The sequence below is a fragment of the Streptomyces sp. NPDC050743 genome (assembly GCF_044456925.1).
Lineage (GTDB): Bacteria > Actinomycetota > Actinomycetes > Streptomycetales > Streptomycetaceae > Streptomyces.
On the sequence record NZ_JBITGJ010000001.1, the window covers coordinates 449,509 to 465,311 of the forward strand.

Consider the following 15,803-nt stretch of genomic DNA (forward strand, 5'->3'; position numbering starts at 1 on the left):
GGATGGCAGGCCAGGCCGTGGGGGACCTGACAGGCCGGAAGGCTGGTTGACGAGCGCCCACTCTTCCGAACGACACAGGGAGCACACAAGGTTGACTTCAGGACGCGCGTAGAGAGGGCTTGCACACCCCTCTCTACGTGACCGTGGATGGTCACGCCAGGGACGTTCGCACAGCAAACACGACACACACGCAACCCACACCGAACGGCAACGACACCGCCTGGCCGAAACCAGACATCCCCGCACCGACGAGAAAGCCCCCGCACACCACAAGGCATGCGGGGGCTCCGAGGAAGCCGGAGTCGGACTCGCTACGGCAGCGTGACCCCGTAGTAGCTCAACGCCTCGGTCACCGGCTGGAAGAACGTCGTACCGCCGGAGGTGCAGTCACCGCTGCCCCCGGAGGTCAGACCGTAGGCCACGGTCCCCGCGTACAGCGGACCACCGCTGTCGCCGCCCTCGGCGCACACCGTGGTCTGGATCAGCCCGTAGACGATGTCACCGCCGCCGTAGTTGACGGTCGCGTTCAGCGCGGTGACCCGGCCACTGTGCGTACCGGTGGTGGAACCACGCCGGTACACGGTCGTGCCCACGGACGGCGTGGCCGCCCTCGTGATGGACTGGCTGCCCACGGAACTCGGGTGCGAGATCGAGGAGTTGGTGTACCGCACCAGGGCGAAGTCGTTGCCCGGGAAGCTGTAGCCGACGTTGGTGCCGAGCACCGTGGTGTGGCTGGAGTTGCTGTACCAGGTGGAGGCCACCTCGCCGCAGTGACCGGCGGTGAGGAAGTAGTACGTGCTGCCGCTGTGCACGTTGAAGCCGAGCGAGCAGCGGTACTGGCCGCCGTAGATGGCGTCACCGCCGGTGATCAGCTTGTTGAACTTGCCGGGGGCGTGCTTGATGGTGAGCGCGCCCGCGTCGGTGCCGGCCTGCCGCTTGATCTTGGCGATCTCGGCCTTGGACACCGTGCTGTCGACGGTGACGACGACGCGGTTGGTCTTGCTGTCCACAGCCCAGGCCGTACCGGGTATGTCGGCCTTGAGAACGGCGGAGTCGGCCTTGCTGAGCTGGGCGGCGCTGAACGTGTGGGCGTCACTCGCGTTCGCCGTGGGGGCGGCGAAGGCGGCCGCGGCCAGGAAGCCGGTGGCCACGGCGATCAGCCGGGTCCGTCTGGCGGTGCCGCTGCCGGAAGTGGTGCGCTTGATCCTCACTTTTCGTTCCCTCCCAAGGGAAGTCGGGGGCCCGCGTGGGGTCGGGGCCCGTGAGGCGCAGCCAGGAGGGGTGACCGGGTTCCGCACACGCATGCCCCCTGACCAGCGCTGGGGGGAGTATTCGGCCGAACGACCGGTCGGCACAAGAGTGCCTTTCGGCCGTTGGCTTTTAAACCACCTTTGCCCGGTGCTCCCCTGACGTCCGGTCAGCGCACGCCGATGTCAGCTCACCGCGCGCTCCCCCGCCTCGATCGCCACGTCCAGTCGGTTGCCGGGCGGCGGGAACGGGCAGATGAAGTGGTCGGCGAAGGCGCACGGCGGGAGTTGGGCGCGGTTGAAGTCGACGGTCGTGCGCCCCTCGGCGTCCGGCGGGGCCGGGTGGAGGAAACGGAACCGGAAGCTGGTGTCGCCGCTGGTGGCGTCGGCGAACACCGCCCACAGCTGCCCGTCGCCCTGCTGTGCGACCCGCAGCGTCAGCTCCCGCCCGTCCAGGGTGAAGGCGAGCTCACCGGCGAGGGCGAGCCCCCGCTCGCGCCCGTCCGCGTTGCCGACCCGCACGGTGCGGGTGTCGTCGTACGGCGTGAACCGCCCCGGCACCGACCAGCGAGGGTCGTACGCGGTGACCTCGATGCCCTCGAAGGCGCGGCGGGCAGCGGACCCGGGGTCGTACACCCGCACCCCCCACACGCCCTCGCGCACCAGTACGACCAGCCGCTTCTCCCCCAGCGCGACGCGCGCCTCGGCCGCCGGCCCGCGGTCGGCGGCGAGCCGGACCGCACCCGCGAACGGCCGCCCGTCCACGCTCAGGCCGTCGGCCTCGGTGGCGGTGAGCACCACGCCCTCCCCATCGGCCACCCAGGTCCCGGGAATGGCCGGAATTCGCCCGTCCGGAAAGTCCTCGACCCAGTGCGTGGCGGTCAGCGCGAGCGGACCGTAGGGCTCCGAGACCCTCTCGACCCGCTGCTCGTGCCACTGCTTCCACGCATCGGCCGCGTCCGTCGTCATGCCATCTTTCCCTTCTTCTGCGTCATCTGCGGTCGGGCTTCCCGTACCGGGTGATCCAGCCCGAGATGGGAGCGGAGAGTGGCGCCCTGGTATTCCGTACGGAACACGCCACGTTCCTGGAGCAGCGGCACCACCCGGTCCACGAACTCCTCCAGTCCGTCGGCCGCGAGAGCGAAACCGTCGGCCGCTCCCTCGCGGACATGGGCGTCGAGGTCGGCGGCGACCGAGTCGGGCGTGCCGACGAAGGACGGGCCGCCGCTCGCCTCGATCACGGTCTCCCGGCTGGAGAGTCCCTTCGCCTCCGCCAGCGCCCGCCATCTCCCGACGCGTGCCAGGGTTTCGCCGTCCCCGCTCCGAGGAGCGATCCCGGGCAGCGGGCCGTCGGGGTCGTGGCCGGAGAGGTCCACGCCCCAGAGCCGCTCCAGCACGTACCGCGCGTACTGCGGGGTGACCAGTCGCCGTCTGATTCCGGCGGCCCGCTCGTGCGCCTCGGCGGCGGTGTCCCCGAGGACGACGGTGACAGCGGGCATGATCTTCAGGTCCTGCGGCGCACGGCCGTGCGCCGCGAGCCGCCGCCGGACCTCGGCACGGCGGGCGCGGGCCGTCTCCCATGAGCCGTGCCGGGTGAGGAGCACATCGGCCGTGGCCGCGGCCAGTTCCCGTGCCTCCTCGGACTCGTCGCCCTGGATCACCACGGGCCGCCCCTGCGGTGAACGCGGCAGCCCGAACGCGCCGGCGAGGTCGAAGTGCCGGCCCCGGTGTGTGAACGGGCGGGGCGTCCCGTCGGGTGTCCAGGAGTCCCACAGCAGCTTCGTCACGGTGACGAATTCGGCGATCCTCGTGGAGCGGGGGGCGCGCTCCGGGTGGGCGCCGGGGCGGAAGTTCCCGGCGGCGTCTGGCGTGGCCGCCACCCGCCAGGCCGCCCGGCCCCCGCTCAGATGGTCCAGCGTGCCGATTCTGCGGGCGAGTTCGTACGGCTCGCCGAAGGCGGTGTCCGCCGTGGCGGCGAGCCCGAGCCATGTGGTGCCTGCGGCGAGGGCGTTCAGTACGGTGACCGGCTCGGGCCATCCCACCGGGTCCAGGTCGTGCGGCCGCCCCCGGTGCTCGGGCAGCCGCAGCCCCTCGTCGAGCAGCAGGAAGTCGAACCGCCCGCGTTCGGCGGTGCGGGCGAGGTGTTCGCAGGAGGGGAACGCGATCCGCGAGCCGGTGCGGGGAGCGGACCAGACCGCGGTGTCCTCGGCCGCCGGGAACCGGACCGCCAGATGCATCCGCGGTCGTACGGTCATGACGTTCCCCCGGTCATGACGTTCCTCCCGGTCACGGTGTTCCCCCCGGTCACGGCGTACTGGTTGGCGGGCCGGGCCAGGCGCAGGTGCTCGCGCAGGGTGCTGCCCGGGTAGAAGGTGCGGAACAGGCCGCGGTGCTGGAGCAGCGCCACCGTGCCGTTGACCAGCCGCTCCAGGTCACGGCGTGGCTCGACGGGCACGAGGTGGAAGCCGTCGGTGACACCGTCGGCGTGCCAGCCGGCGACCAGTTCGGCCAGGTCGACCGGGCCGCCCCGGTACAGCGGGCCCCGCCCGGTCGCCCGCGGGCCCCCGCCCCCGTGTCCGGGCTCGGCCGCGTGCTCCCCGTCGCCGAGGTCGACCAGCAGGCTCACCAGGACCCGCAGGGTGTCCGGGTCGCGCCCCGACTCGGCCGCGCGAGCGCGCAGTTCGTCGCGTACGGCGGTGGCCTGCGCCGGGGTCGCGGCGCGGACCAGGGCCACGTCGGCGTACCGGGCGGCGACGGTACGGGCCTGGCGCTCGGTGGCGTCGACCAGGCGGACGGGGTGGCCCTGCGGTGGCCGGGGCACGGTCGAGGGGCCCCGGACCGAGAAGGCGGTGCCGGTGTAGTCGACGTGGTGCAGCTTGTCCCGGTCCAGGAAGCGGCCGGCCGGCCGGTCCCGGATCTCGGCGCCGTCCTCCCAGCTGTCCCACAACTTCGCCGCCACCTCGGCGACTTCGCCCGCTTCCTGCCACAGCTCCCGGACGGGCAGCGCGGTCCGGCGGCCGAAGAGCCGGGCCTCGTCCTCACCGGCGGACACGTCGATCCGCCAGCCGGCCCGCCCACGGCTGACCCAGTCCAGCGTCGCCACGGCCGCCTGCACCCGGAAGGGCTCGGTGTGGGTGGTGGTGACGGTCGGGACCAGGCCGATGCGCCGGGTCGCGGGCGCCGCCCGGGACAGCACGGCGAGCGCATCGGGCCCGGGCCGGGCGAAGGAGTCGTCCAGCGTCACGAAGTCCAGTCCTCCGCGCTCGGCCAGCCGGACCAGTTCGACGTACGGTTCGGCACGAAGACAGTCCGGCAGATCGACGGCGGCGGCGAGGTGCAGCGGCCCACGGCCGTACGAGGCGCCCATGTCTCACAGCACCTTCGCCAGGAACGCCCGGGTCCGTTCGTGCCGGGGCCGGTCCAGCACCTCGGCCGGCGGCCCCTGTTCGACGATCCTGCCGTCGGCCATGAAGACCACCGTGTCGGCGACCTCACGGGCGAAGGCGATCTCGTGCGTGACGACGATCATCGTGGTGCCCTGGGCCGCCAGGTCCCGGATGACGTCGAGGACCTCGCCGACCAGCTCGGGATCGAGCGCCGAGGTCGGCTCGTCGAACAGCAGCAGCCTGGGCTCCAGCGCGAGTGCCCGCGCGATGGCCACCCGTTGCTGCTGCCCGCCGGACAGCTGCCGGGGGTACGCGTCGGCCTTGTCGCCGAGCCCTACCCGCTCCAGCAGCCGGCGCGCACCCTCGACCGCCTCCTTCCGGGGGCGTTTCAGCGCGGACACCGGGGCCTCGACGACGTTGTCGAGGACCGTGAGGTGGGGGAAGAGGTGGAAGTTCTGGAAGACGAACCCGATCCGGGTGCGCTGTCTGAGCACCTCGCGCTCGGGCAGCTCGTGCAGCTTGTCCCCGGCGCGCCGGTACCCCATCAGCGAGCCGTCGACGCTGATCTGGCCCCGGTCCGCCTTCTCCAGATGGTTGATGGTGCGCAGCAGCGTGGACTTGCCGGAGCCGGAGGGGCCGAGCACGACCGTCACCTCGCCGGCGCGCACCTGGAGATCGACGCCCTTGAGGACGGCGAGCGGGCCGAAGCTCTTGTGCACCGACCTGATGTCGACCATGACGCTCATCGCGCGAGTTCCCTTTCGAGTGAGGTGCTCAGGAAGGCCAGCGCCGCCCGGGCGGTGGCGTCGTTCTGCCGGAACGCGGCCCCTCCGGTGCGCGGCCGGGTGAAGGCGCCGGGGGTACGGGCGTCGGTGTACGGGCCGAGCGCGAAGCGCCGGGGATGCGGACGCCCGGCGCGATCGAGGATCCGGCCGTCGCCGGGGTCGACCCGGAGCAGTCCGTCGGGGGTCTCGGCGGCGCCGTCGGTGTGCAGTGCGCGCAGCAGACGGTCGCGGGCCCGTCCGACGGTGGGCTCGGGCAGCCGGGCCTCGACCAGCGCCCGGGCCTCGACGCAGAAGCCTGGCACGGTGGGACTCGTGGCCCGGAACAGCCCGCCCTCGGCGGTGACGGTCATGTCGGCGCCGACGAACCTGAGGAGGCCGGCCCGGGACAGTGCGAGCATCTGCCGCAGCCGGGGTCCGGGCGGCCCGGACGCCAGGTAGCTGAAGAAGCCGTGCCACCAGGGGCCGATGTTCCCCAGCCGGACGAGCTGCCCGTAGACGGAGAGCAGCCCGAGGAAGACGCCCAGGTCCGCGCTGTAGGAGGGGTCGTGCCGGCGGTTCAGGTCCGCCTCGACATAGCCCCGCAGGCCCTCCTGGAAGTCCTCGTGCGAGGCGTAGCGCACCCCGTCCAGCGGATGGTCGAGTGCGGCGAGGTCGAGCCGGTCGGCCGGATCCGGCACGGCGGCGGCGACCAGTGCCCGCACCTCGGCGACGTCGCTCGCGGCCGCGTACTTCTCCTCGAAGTCGGCCCAGGGAGTCGCCGTACGCTCGGCGTGGGCGGTGAAGAGACGGTGGTAGTGGGCGAAGCCCAGCTCCTTCTCCACCAGCGGCCACACATCGCGCCGGAAGTCGAGGCCGCCGGGACGCGCCCGCAGGGCCTCGACCTCGGCCGGGCCGAGGAAGCGGGGCAGCGGGGGCCGGTCGCCGGTCCAGTCGTAGCCGATCTTCGCGTGGTACGGCACGCCGCGCCGCGAGCCGACGAAGAGCACCGGCTCCCGCCCCGAGGGGATGTAGGTGTCGCCCTCGTACCGCCCGCCGCGTCCCTCGGTGAGCAGCACCATCAGGTCGACGAAGGCCAGCCCGAAGCCGCGCACCAGGACGGGTTCGCCGGGCTTCAGCGGGGACAGGTCGCTGTCGGCGGTGAAGTCGGGCGGCAGGTGCACCAGGCCGTGCTCGTGTGCGTACGCGGCCAACTCGCCTTGTTCGGCGTCCAGTCGGGCGTCCAGGTGGCCGATCGCGAGGATCACCAGGTCGGCGGGGAAGGGACGCGGGTCGCCCTCCAGCCACACCTGCTGGCGGCCCTCGCGCGGACCGCTGATCCGCACGGCACGCCGGGAATGGTGCCGAACGGTGATGCCCTCGGGCAGCTCGGCCCGGGCGCGCTCGTACACCCAGCGCAGATAGCGGCCCTGGAGCTGCCGGCCGGCGAAGGTGCCGCCGTCGAGGCCGGCCCACTCGTGCAGGGTGGGACCCTCGCGCACCGGTCCTTCCATGGTCACCGTCTCGTCGGTGAACATGGTGACGTCCTCGGCGTGCGAGTTCATCCACAGCAGCGGTGACTGCGCCTGGCGCCAGATGCGGCCGCCGCCCGGCGGATGCGGGTCGACCAGATGGATGTCGAGGCCCCGGCCGGCGTACAGCTCGGGGGCGTTGGCGGCGATGCGCTCCAGCAGTCCGGTCCCCCGCGGCCCGGCTCCCACGATCACCAGCTGCGGCCTCATCGGGCGTGCTCCGTGCCGCGCGCGTAGTACTTCTCGATGTAGTGCTGGCCGAGGCCGAGGGCCGAGGTGACGACCGCGTACCAGAGGGTCGCGACCATCAGCAGCGGGATGACCTGGTAGGTGCGGTGGTAGATCAACTGGGCGGAGAACAGCAGGTCGTTGACGGCGAGGACGCTGACGATCGAGGTGCCCTTGAGGGTGCCGATGAGCATGTTGCCGGCGGGCGGCACGATGGAGCGCATGGCCTGCGGCAGCACGATCCGCCACCAGCGCCGCGACCGGCTCAGGCCCAGCGCCTGGGCGGCCTCGATCTGTCCGCGGTCGACGGAGAGGATGCCGGCCCGGACGACCTCGGCGGCGAAGGCGGCCTCGTGCAGGGTGAGTCCGACGATCGCGACGGCGACCGGGGTGAGCAGGTTGACGGTCTTCACGCCGAAGACCTGCGGGTACAGCGCCCCGATGTTGAACCACAGCAGCAGCTGCACCAGGATCGGGATCGACCGGAACAGCCACACATAGCCCCAGCCGACCGCGCGCAGCACGGGGTTGGCGGAGAGCCGGAACGCTGCGAGCAGGGTGCCGAGGGCGAAGCCGAGGACCATGACGACCGCGGTCAGCCACAGGGTGAGCCAGAGGCCGCGCAGGATGGAGCCGGAGGTGAAGTAGTCGGCGACGACGTCCCATTGGAACGCCTTGTTGCGCAGGACGGAGGTGATGGCGAACCCGAGCAGCACGAGGACGACGACGGCCGCCGTCCACTGGCCGTAGCGGCGCTGCGGGACGATCCGCGGGGCGTCCGCGGGTTCGGGAATCCCCGATGGAGTGGGGGTTTTGGCGAGGGTGTCGGATGACATGCGAAGGCTCCGTGACGCGAAGAGACGTCAGAACACGGGTGGTGCCTTCACACGGACGCGCCGTGCGGCGCGGGTACGGCCGAGCCCCTCAGCAGGGCCGTCCGTCGAGAGTACGTGGGCGTTCGCCTCCGCTGTCAAGGCTGTCCGAACTGTGAGCCGTACGTCTCAAGTCAGTTGACGCGGAACCGGATGCCTGTTCCACTTGGCCCATGCATCCACAGCAGTGGCTGGTCACCCGCTCCCACATCGACTTCGGTCGCGTGTGGTCTTCTTCCTGTTGAGCTGACCCCCTGCGTGCGCCTGCCCTCCGGGCGGGCGCCCTCGCGTTCTCCCACTTTCTCGCTTCCTCGCCTTCACACGCGCACCCCTCCCCTCGCGCTCTGCACCCTCGTCTGCTCCCAGGAGACCGCCACCGATGCGCACGCGGCTTTTTGCACCTTTTGTCAGCATTGCTTCCGTCACCTTGCTCCTCACCGCCTGCGGCTCCGGCTCGGGCGGCACGGACGCCTCCGCAGTGGCGGCGAAGTCCGGCGACGTGCCCACCACGGACGTCGTGTCCGCGGAGAGGAAGGACGCGGCGGCGGCCGGGTTGCTGCCCGCCGGCACCACCCGCCTCACCGTCGCGATCAGCGTCGGCGGCACCCCGCCCGGCACCACGTATCTCGCCGACGGCAGAACGCTGACCGGCCAGGACGTCGACTTCACCAAGGCGGTCGCCAAGGTGCTCGGCATCCGGCTGAAGGTGGAGCAGGCGAGCTTCGAGGCGATCCTGCCCGCGCTGGACAGCGGCAAGTACGACTTCGGCGCGTCCAACTTCGGCGTCACCGACGAACGCCGTAAGAGCGTCGACTTCGTCACCTACGTCAACGACGGCCAGGGCTTCGCCACCCGCAAGGACAGCAAGCTGACGAGGATCACCGACCTGAGGCAGCTGTGCGGGCTGAACGTGGCGACCGGCGCGGGCACGACCTTCGAGGCCACGCTGGAGGAGAACAAGCACGTGTGCACCGACGCGGGCAGGAAGCCGTACCAGGTGCAGACGTACTCCGAGCCCAGCGCGATCTGGTCCTCGGTGCAGCAGGGCCGCAGCGACGTGGTGATGTCCACCATCAACGGCCTGCGCTACGCCGTGGCCCACCAGCCGGGCCTGAGGTTCCTGGGCGAGTACCACCGCCTGGACGTGGGCTTCGCCTTCAAGAAGGGCACCAGGCTGGCGCCCGCCTTCCAGGCGGCGGTGAACCGGCTGCTGGCCGACGGCACGTACGAGAAGATCCTCAGGAAGTGGGGCACGACGGGCTCGGCCATCGCCAGGTCGCGGATCAGCCCGCCGGAACTGAAGAACTGAGCGGGACGGTCACAGCCCGCAGTCACAGCACGAGCAGCACTCACAGCACTCGCAGCACTGGCAGGCCTCGCAGCACGACCCGTCGCAGTCGCAGTTGGCGCAGCAGCCCTGGCGCTTCTTCCGCGACCAGGGGCCCTCGAACTCGTCGGCGCAGCACACCTTGCAGGTGCAGCACAGGCCGAGGGCGGCCGCGCAGCCGGCCCAGAAGCCCCGCTTGTCCGGGTGCTGTGGCAGCCCGCCGAAGGGGTTGCCGTACGGGTGGCCGGGCGCGTTCGGCGCGTGGTGACCGGGCGGCGGTCCGAACGAGGCCTCGGGGGCGTGTCCGCACGCGTGCGTGCCGAACGCGCGGTCCACGGAACGCTCCAGCTCGTGCACGAGCAGCAGATGCACCAGCCTGCCGTCGGCGAACTCGGCCTCCCGCAGGGCGAGCCGGATGCCGTGCAGGGCGTCGTCGGCGAGCCGGCGGGCCTCGGTCCGGGAGGTGCCCGTGGCGGTGAGCGGGTTCCAGGCGCCCGACGCGGCGTCGGCCTGCTGGTCCTCCACTGCGTCCAGCAGATGCGCGAGCCGGCCGAAGAGCCGGCCCGCCTCCGCGAGCGCGGTCGCGTTGCCCGGCCGTCCGGCCAGCGCCGCGGTGTGGGCGAAGGCGGCGGCGGTCGCGGTCTCGGTCGGCTCGGTGACCGTCAGGATCGGGGTGCCGTGGTCGGCGAGGGTCTCCAGGCCGAGCTGCCGGTCGACGGCCTCGACCAGGACCCCGGTGTCGAAGCCGACCGCGGCGCCACTGTGGGCACCGGCCCTGCCCCAGCCCGCGGCGACCCGGCGCGCGGCGGCGGCCATGGGCCGGCGGGCCAGCAGCCCGTCCCGGTCGGCGACATGGTCGCGCACCTTCGCCGCGGCGAGCACCAGCGAGACGGCGGCGGCGAGCCGGGCGCCCTCGCCCTGGGCGACGGAGGCGGTGCGCATCCCGCGCAGCGCGCACGGCCCGGCCGTACGCCGGCCGTCGGCGGTCCGGCCCGCCTGAGCCTCCGTCAGGACCGATATGAGAAGTCCGTCATAGTTCGTCACGATCCGCGCAAGTTGCCCGTGATCGCGGCGCAGGGCGAGGCAGAGTCCGCACAAGTGCGCCATCCACTCGGCCTTGAGATTTTCGCCGAGTCGATGAGAGCACGGTCTGACGATTCCGAACACGACGATCCCCCGTGGTGTGGTACGACGTTGACGTTCACCCGTACGCACCGATCATCACCCATCCGCCGCCGACAATCATATTTCACTCTCAGTCAGCAGACGTATGTGTCACGACCCTTGGGGCACAAGGACTCTCGACGGATCGGCTGTGCACCAGTACCGTCACAAACCCCCCGCGCGGCGTCTATCCACTTGGCGCGCCGTCCGCATCATGGATGACCATAGGGACGCGGAAAGCAGAAAAAGACCGCTGTGAGAGGAGGCGTCCATGGGATCGGTACGCAAGGCGAGTGCGTGGCTCGGCCTCGTCGACGACAACGATGACGAGCGTTACTACGACGACGAGTACTCCGAGGGCTCCGAATCCGGGGACGCCTGGGTCACCGACCCCCGGGTGAAGGTGGCCTCGGACACGGCCGAGGAGAAGGGCCGCCGGATCGGCACGGTCACCCCGGACAGCTTCCGGGACGCCCGTGTCATCGGCGAGCTGTTCCGGGACGGTGTCCCGGTCATCATGAACCTCACCAACATGGAGCCCGGCGACGCCAAGCGCGTCGTGGACTTCGCGGCGGGGCTCATCTTCGGGCTGCGCGGTTCGATCGACCGCGTGTCCAACCGGGTGTTCCTGCTCACGCCGGCCGACACCCAGATCATCAGCGGCGAGGCGTCCGCCCATCGCGAGGACGGCTTCTTCAACCAGAGCTGAGGCAGGGCCGCTCGCCGGCCCTGCCCGCCCCGGGCCTCACCGGAAGGCGTCGAGCCCGGTGAGCGCCTTGCCCAGCACGAGCTGGTGCATCTCGACGGTGCCCTCGTAGGTGAGCACCGATTCGAGGTTGGTCGCGTGCCGCATCACGGGGTATTCGAGGGAGATCCCGTTGGCACCGAGGATCGTCCGCGCCGTACGGCAGATCTCGATGGCCTCGCGGACGTTGTTGAGCTTGCCGAAGCTGACCTGCTCGGGACGCAGGCGGCCGGCGTCCATCCGCCGCCCCAGATGGTGGGCGAGCAGGATCCCCTTGTGCAGTTCCACCGCCATGTCGGCGAGCTTGGCCTGGGTGAGCTGGAAGCCGCCGATGGGCCGGCCGAACTGCTCCCGCGTCCGCGCGTAGTCGAGGGCCGCCTCGAAGCTGCTGCGCGCCGCGCCCATCGCACCCCACACGATGCCGTACCGGGCGTGCGACAGACAGCTGAGCGGTCCGCGCAGTCCGGTGACCTCAGGTAGTACGGCCGTAGCGGGCAGCCGTACGTCGTCCATCACCAATTCGCTGGTGACGGAGGCACGCAGGGACCACTTGTGCTTGATCTCCGGCGCCGAGAAACCCGGGGTGTCGGTGGGCACGACGAAGCCGCGGATGCCGTCCTCGGTCTGCGCCCAGACGACGGCCACCCCGGCGACCGACCCGTTGGTGATCCACATCTTGCGGCCGTTCAGCACCCAGTCGTCGCCGTCGCGCTTGGCGTGGGTGCGCATGGAGGCGGGGTCGGAGCCGTGGTCGGGCTCGGTCAGGCCGAAGCAGCCGATGACCTCGCCGGCCGCCATGCGGGGCAGCCACTGGAGCTTCTGCTCCTCGCTGCCGAACCGGTGGATCGCGTACATGGCAAGGGAGCCCTGCACGGAGACGAGGGACCGGATGCCGGAGTCGGCGGCCTCCAGCTCCAGACAGGCGAGCCCGTACTGCACGGCACTGGCCCCCGCGCACCCGTAGCCGCTCAGCGACATCCCGAGCGCCCCGATCCCGCCGAGCTCCTTCGCGAGCTCACGGATGCCGGGCAGCTCCCCCTTCTCGTACCACTCGGCGACGTACGGCAGCACCCGGTCCGCCGCCCAGGACCGCACGGTGTCCCGCACGGCCAGGTCCTCCGGTTCCAGCAGGTCGTCGATGCCGAGCGGGTCGGCGGGGTCGAACGGGGGCAACTTCGCGGACGCGGACATGGGACACCCTCCGGCACACAGAAAACTAGCACCGCTAATCACATATGTGCCGCCGACGTTACGGCGCGGGTGTCCCGCACGTCCAGTACGCCGGGCGCGTCAGGCCGAGACGCGGTGCTCCGCCACTTCCCGCTGTGCGGGCAGCTCCACCGCCTCCACCGCCGTCTCGGGCTCCGCGCACTGCATGACCCGCGGCAGCCGCAGCGCCATCACGGCGCCCAGCAGCAACAGCCCCGCGCTCACCAGCAGCGTCACGTGCAGCCCGTGCACGAAGGAGTCCCGGGCGACCCGGCGCAGCGCCGCCCCGGTGGCTCCGCCCAGCCGGCCGGCGACGTCGTAGGCCTCGCCGAGCGAGTGCCCGGCCGCGTCCGAGGCGTCCCGCGGGACGCCCCGCACCGCACGCAGATGCGGCGCGTAGGCCGCGTTCATCACGCTGCCGAGCAGCGCGATGCCGATGCCGGCGCCGAGCTGGTACGACGTCTCGCCGATCGCGGCCGCGCCGCCGGCCTGGTCGGCCGGGCACTCGTTGAGCATCGACTCGTACGCCCCGAAGAGCGTGGTCTCCAGACCAAAGCCGAGCAGGACGAAACCGGAGAGCAGCAGCGGTGCGTTGTCGGTGCCGCCCATCGCGGTGAGCGCCAGGACCGCGGCGGCGGTGAGGCAGAAGCCGAAGCAGACCATCCGGCGCGGCCCGAAGCGGCGCAGCATCCGCGCGCCCGCCAGGCCCGCCGCCATCGCCGCGACGGTCAGGGGCAGCAGCCTCAGGCCGGTCTGCAGCGGAGAGAGCCCGAGCACCAGTTGCAGATACTGGGCGGCGATCAGCTCCAGGCCGACGAGCGCGAGCATCGCCAGCACGATGCAGCCGACCGAGGTGCTGAACGCGGGCCGGCGGAACATCCGCAGGTCCACCAGCGGATGGGCGAGCCTGCGCTGCCGGCGTACGAAGAAGAAGAGCAGGGCCGCGCCGACCAGCAGCGGCAGCACGGTGAAGGGGCTCGCCGGTGCCTCGCCGCCGCCCAGCCGCTTCACGCCGAGGACGACGCCGAAGAGACCGCCGGCCGCCGTCAGGGCGCCGACGACATCCCAGGGACCGCTGCCGTCACCGCGCGATTCGGGCAGCAGGATCCGGCCGACCGGCAGGCTGACCAGCATCAGCGGGATGTTGACGAGGAAGACCGCACCCCACCAGAAGTGCTCCAGCAGGAAGCCGCCGAGCAGCGGCCCGACGGCCGCGCCGACGGCGGCCACCGCGCTCCAGATGCCGATCGCGAGCGCGCGCTCGCGCCGGTCGGGGAAGACCTGACGCAGGATCGACAGGGTCGCCGGCATGATCATGGCGCCGCCGACGCCGAGCAGCGCGCGGGCGAGGATCAGCGTCTCGGCGGTCTGCGCGAGGGCGGCCACGGCGGAGGCGACGCCGAACAGGCCGTAACCGAGCAGCAGGACGCGTCTGCGGCCGACCCGGTCGCCGAGGGTGCCGAAGAGGATCAGCAGCGAGGCGCAGACCAGCGGGTAGACGTCCACGATCCAGAGCAGTTCTATGGCACTGGGCTTGAGGTCCTCGGTGACGGCGGGGACCGCCACGTGCAGCACGGTGGCGTCGAGGGCGACGAGCAGCAGGCTGACGCAGAGGACGACGAGGACGACCCAGCGGTTGGCACCGGCGCCGGTCCCGGCCGTCCGACGGCGCGGCCGTAGGGCAGCCGTGGTCGTCCCGGACATGTACGTACCTCCCAGATGTGCCGCGCGCGGGGCGGACCGACGGGGTGGGGACTCCCTGTCGTACGGCCGGAGAGGAGCGGGGTCTCCGGCCCGCGCAAACCCACGCGGGTGACTCGTCAGCGTACGCGAGTTCGCCACGGGGGCACGTGGCGGACCTCTCACACACGGGACGGAACCCGTGTGGCGTACACCACGTCGTTCCCTCTTGACCACGCCCCGGGGGCCGTTCCGGTTCCGCGGCCCGTCGATAATCGAGTCCGTGACCGATCTTGAGACGCGTGTGGCCCCACCCCACACCCCACTTCTGCGCCGGGCGGCCCCCGCCCTCCTGGGCTATGCGGCGGTCCGCGCCCTGGGGCTGGTCGTGCTGGCGCTGTGGAGCGCCGCTCGCGGCAAGAGCGCGTACACCCTGCTGACCGCGCGCTGGGACTCGCTCTGGTACACCCGGGTCGCCGAGCTGGGGTACGGCTACGAGGTGCGGCTGCCGAACGGCGACGTGCACTCCAATCTGGCGTTCTTTCCGCTGCTGCCGTGGCTGGAGCGGCTGGGACACGCGGTCACACCGCTGTCGTACGCGGACTCCGGTTTCGCCGTCGGCCTGCTCGCCTCGCTCGCCGCGGCCTGCGGGATCTTCGCCGTCGCCGACCGGGTGTACGGCCCCCGGGTGGGGATCTGCGCCGTCCTGCTGTGGGCGGTGCTGCCGGTCGGGATCGTGCAGTCGATGGCGTACAGCGAGTCGCTGTTCACGGCGCTGGCGGCCTGGTCGCTGTACGCGCTGCTGACCGGCCGGTGGATCAGCGCGGGCACGCTGGCGGCGCTGGCCGGGCTGACCCGGCCGGTGGGGGCGGCGGTGGTCGCGGCGGTATGGGTGGCGGGCGTGCTCTCCTTCGTATGGGGGCGGAGCGCGGTGCGCACGCCCGGCGCATACGACAACGGGCACGCCCCGGCGCACACACCCGGCGCATCGGAGGACACGCACGCCCCAGCGCGCACGCCAGGCGCGCAGAACGCTTCGCACAACCCACCGAACACCGAGCCCTCGAAAGTCACCCAAGCCCCCGTCGCCCCACCCGCCCCCGCATGGCGCCGTGCGCTCGGCATGGCGATCGCTCCGCTCGGCGCCGCCGCCTATGTGCTCTGGGTCGGGCGGCGGACCGGGAAGGGATTGCTCGGATACCTGGACGTTCAGGCCGGATGGCGCAATGGGTTCGACGGCGGCTACGCGTTCGCACGCTTCGTGGCCGACAAGTTCACGTCAATTCCGTCCGCGTTCGCCGGCGCCGGTCTGATCATCGGAGTAGCCCTGCTGCTGTGGCTGTACGTGACCGGCGTCCGACAGCGCCAGCCGGTCGAACTGCTGGTGTACACGGGCGTCGTCCTCGCTCTCGCCCTGTGCGCGTCAAGTTACTTCGGCTCCAAGCCGCGGCTGCTGATGCCCGCCTTCCCCGTGCTGCTGCCGCTCGCCGGCGCCCTCGCCCGGCTGCGCACGTCCCGATCGGTGCTGGTCACGGCCGGGTTGGCGGTCGCCACGGCGGTCTACGGGGCGTTCTGGCTGAACGGCTCCGGTCCCCCGTGACCGACGCGACCGGCCGATGACGCCACGGAAAATTCCACGCCAGGACCGGGTT

13 protein-coding genes are annotated in these 15,803 nt (G+C 71.8%); 3 read left to right on the forward strand and 10 right to left on the reverse strand.

What is annotated here, in order from left to right; genetic code table 11:
* Positions 1 to 311: 311 nt before the first annotated feature.
* The 7 genes from ACIBJF_RS02120 to ACIBJF_RS02150 all read right to left on the reverse strand — a co-directional run bounded on the left by ACIBJF_RS02120 (position 312) and on the right by ACIBJF_RS02150 (position 7,990).
* A complete protein-coding gene (locus ACIBJF_RS02120; RefSeq protein ID WP_399171730.1) occupies positions 312 to 1,211 on the reverse strand; it encodes a S1 family peptidase in 900 nt (299 codons plus the stop codon).
* A gap of 222 nt (positions 1,212 to 1,433) precedes the next feature.
* Entirely contained in the window at positions 1,434 to 2,216 is a 783-nt protein-coding gene (locus tag ACIBJF_RS02125; protein ID WP_399171731.1) for a DUF1684 domain-containing protein, read from the reverse strand.
* On the reverse strand, positions 2,213 to 3,502 hold the full coding sequence (locus ACIBJF_RS02130) for an NtaA/DmoA family FMN-dependent monooxygenase (RefSeq protein WP_399171732.1): 1,290 nt from the start codon (positions 3,500 to 3,502) through the stop codon (positions 2,213 to 2,215). The genes ACIBJF_RS02125 and ACIBJF_RS02130 overlap by 4 nt, the downstream gene beginning before the upstream one ends.
* On the reverse strand, positions 3,499 to 4,614 hold the full coding sequence (locus ACIBJF_RS02135; protein ID WP_399171733.1) for an LLM class flavin-dependent oxidoreductase: 1,116 nt from the start codon (positions 4,612 to 4,614) through the stop codon (positions 3,499 to 3,501). Before ACIBJF_RS02135 ends, ACIBJF_RS02130 begins: the two co-directional genes overlap by 4 nt.
* A 3-nt stretch (positions 4,615 to 4,617) precedes the next feature.
* Positions 4,618 to 5,379, reverse strand: coding sequence for an amino acid ABC transporter ATP-binding protein (locus ACIBJF_RS02140; RefSeq protein ID WP_399171734.1), 762 nt, complete (start codon positions 5,377 to 5,379; stop codon positions 4,618 to 4,620).
* Positions 5,376 to 7,136 carry an FAD/NAD(P)-binding protein gene (locus tag ACIBJF_RS02145; protein WP_399171735.1) on the reverse strand — a complete coding sequence of 587 codons (1,761 nt, stop codon included), beginning with the start codon at positions 7,134 to 7,136 and terminating at the stop codon, positions 5,376 to 5,378. Before ACIBJF_RS02145 ends, ACIBJF_RS02140 begins: the two co-directional genes overlap by 4 nt.
* Positions 7,133 to 7,990 (reverse strand): amino acid ABC transporter permease, encoded by an 858-nt coding sequence (locus ACIBJF_RS02150; RefSeq protein ID WP_399171736.1) that lies wholly within the window; start codon positions 7,988 to 7,990, stop codon positions 7,133 to 7,135. The genes ACIBJF_RS02145 and ACIBJF_RS02150 overlap by 4 nt, the downstream gene beginning before the upstream one ends.
* Positions 7,991 to 8,405: 415 nt before the next feature.
* On the opposite strand from ACIBJF_RS02150, the gene ACIBJF_RS02155 reads away from it, so the two are divergent.
* Positions 8,406 to 9,335 carry a transporter substrate-binding domain-containing protein gene (locus ACIBJF_RS02155; protein ID WP_399171737.1) on the forward strand — a complete coding sequence of 310 codons (930 nt, stop codon included), beginning with the start codon at positions 8,406 to 8,408 and terminating at the stop codon, positions 9,333 to 9,335.
* Positions 9,336 to 9,344: 9 nt separating this feature from the next.
* Here ACIBJF_RS02155 and ACIBJF_RS02160 read toward each other — a convergent pair whose 3' ends face one another.
* The gene (locus ACIBJF_RS02160; RefSeq protein WP_399171738.1) at positions 9,345 to 10,520 is read right to left on the reverse strand and encodes a DUF5685 family protein; all 1,176 of its coding nucleotides are present in this window, start codon (positions 10,518 to 10,520) and stop codon (positions 9,345 to 9,347) included.
* Positions 10,521 to 10,788: 268 nt separating this feature from the next.
* Between ACIBJF_RS02160 and ACIBJF_RS02165 the strand changes: the two genes are divergently transcribed.
* Complete coding sequence (locus ACIBJF_RS02165; RefSeq protein WP_365334263.1) at positions 10,789 to 11,226, forward strand: cell division protein SepF; 438 nt, start codon at positions 10,789 to 10,791, stop codon at positions 11,224 to 11,226.
* Between the two features lie 36 nt (positions 11,227 to 11,262).
* Here the strand turns inward: ACIBJF_RS02165 and ACIBJF_RS02170 are convergent, their stop codons facing one another.
* Together ACIBJF_RS02170 and ACIBJF_RS02175 are read right to left on the reverse strand one after the other, a co-directional pair.
* Positions 11,263 to 12,453, reverse strand: a complete 1,191-nt coding sequence (locus ACIBJF_RS02170) for an acyl-CoA dehydrogenase family protein (protein WP_356314204.1) — start codon at positions 12,451 to 12,453, stop codon at positions 11,263 to 11,265.
* Positions 12,454 to 12,552: 99 nt separating this feature from the next.
* Complete coding sequence (locus ACIBJF_RS02175; protein WP_399171739.1) at positions 12,553 to 14,175, reverse strand: MFS transporter; 1,623 nt, start codon at positions 14,173 to 14,175, stop codon at positions 12,553 to 12,555.
* Between the two features lie 259 nt (positions 14,176 to 14,434).
* On the opposite strand from ACIBJF_RS02175, the gene ACIBJF_RS02180 reads away from it, so the two are divergent.
* Entirely contained in the window at positions 14,435 to 15,751 is a 1,317-nt protein-coding gene (locus ACIBJF_RS02180; protein WP_399171740.1) for a mannosyltransferase family protein, read from the forward strand.
* Positions 15,752 to 15,803 lie beyond the last annotated feature (52 nt).